We start from the raw sequence: 499 nt of genomic DNA, 5'->3' as shown, positions 1-499 counted from the left end.
TCCGCTCCCGCCACGCGAGGATCGCCCCCGCGAGCCCGACCGTCACGGCCACGAGGAGGGCGACGGACAGGGGACTCAGCGCGGCCATGGCGTTTTTTACGCGCATCGCATTTATAACTCATCTGGTCGGATTAGTTCATTGAAAAAATCGGGCGCTCGGGCCTCAGCGCAGGGAACGTCCCGCTCTCACAGCCCGATCGCGAGGAGGGCGACGCCGGCGACGAGGTAGCTGCCGTCCGGGGCGACGCCGAGCGCCGTCCCGTCGAGCCGCCCCGCGAGCGCGGTGACGGCCAGGGAGACGGCGAGCCCGACGGCCAGCGCGGCGAGGGCCGGGGTCGCCGCCGCGCCGGTCGCGAAGGCAACCGCGAGCAGCCCGGCGGCGACGGCGTCGACGCCGAGGAGGATCCGCCGCGTTCCGGCGACCCCGAAGACGACCGGGAGCGTCGCCACGCCCCGTGCCGCGTCCGCGGCGGCGTCCCTGACGTTCGGGACCTCGACG

1 pseudogene is annotated in these 499 nt (G+C 73.7%); it reads right to left on the bottom strand.

Annotation, left to right across the window (positions count from 1 at the left end):
- Positions 1–186 precede the first annotated feature (186 nt).
- Positions 187–499: pseudogene (locus D3D02_RS19105) on the bottom strand (hypothetical protein); the annotation flags it as partial.

The organism is Halobellus sp. Atlit-38R, assembly GCF_003665925.1.
GTDB lineage: Archaea > Halobacteriota > Halobacteria > Halobacteriales > Haloferacaceae > Haloquadratum > Haloquadratum inordinatus.
Note: the sequence above shows the minus strand (reverse complement) of the source record. Positions and strands in the feature narration are given on the sequence as shown.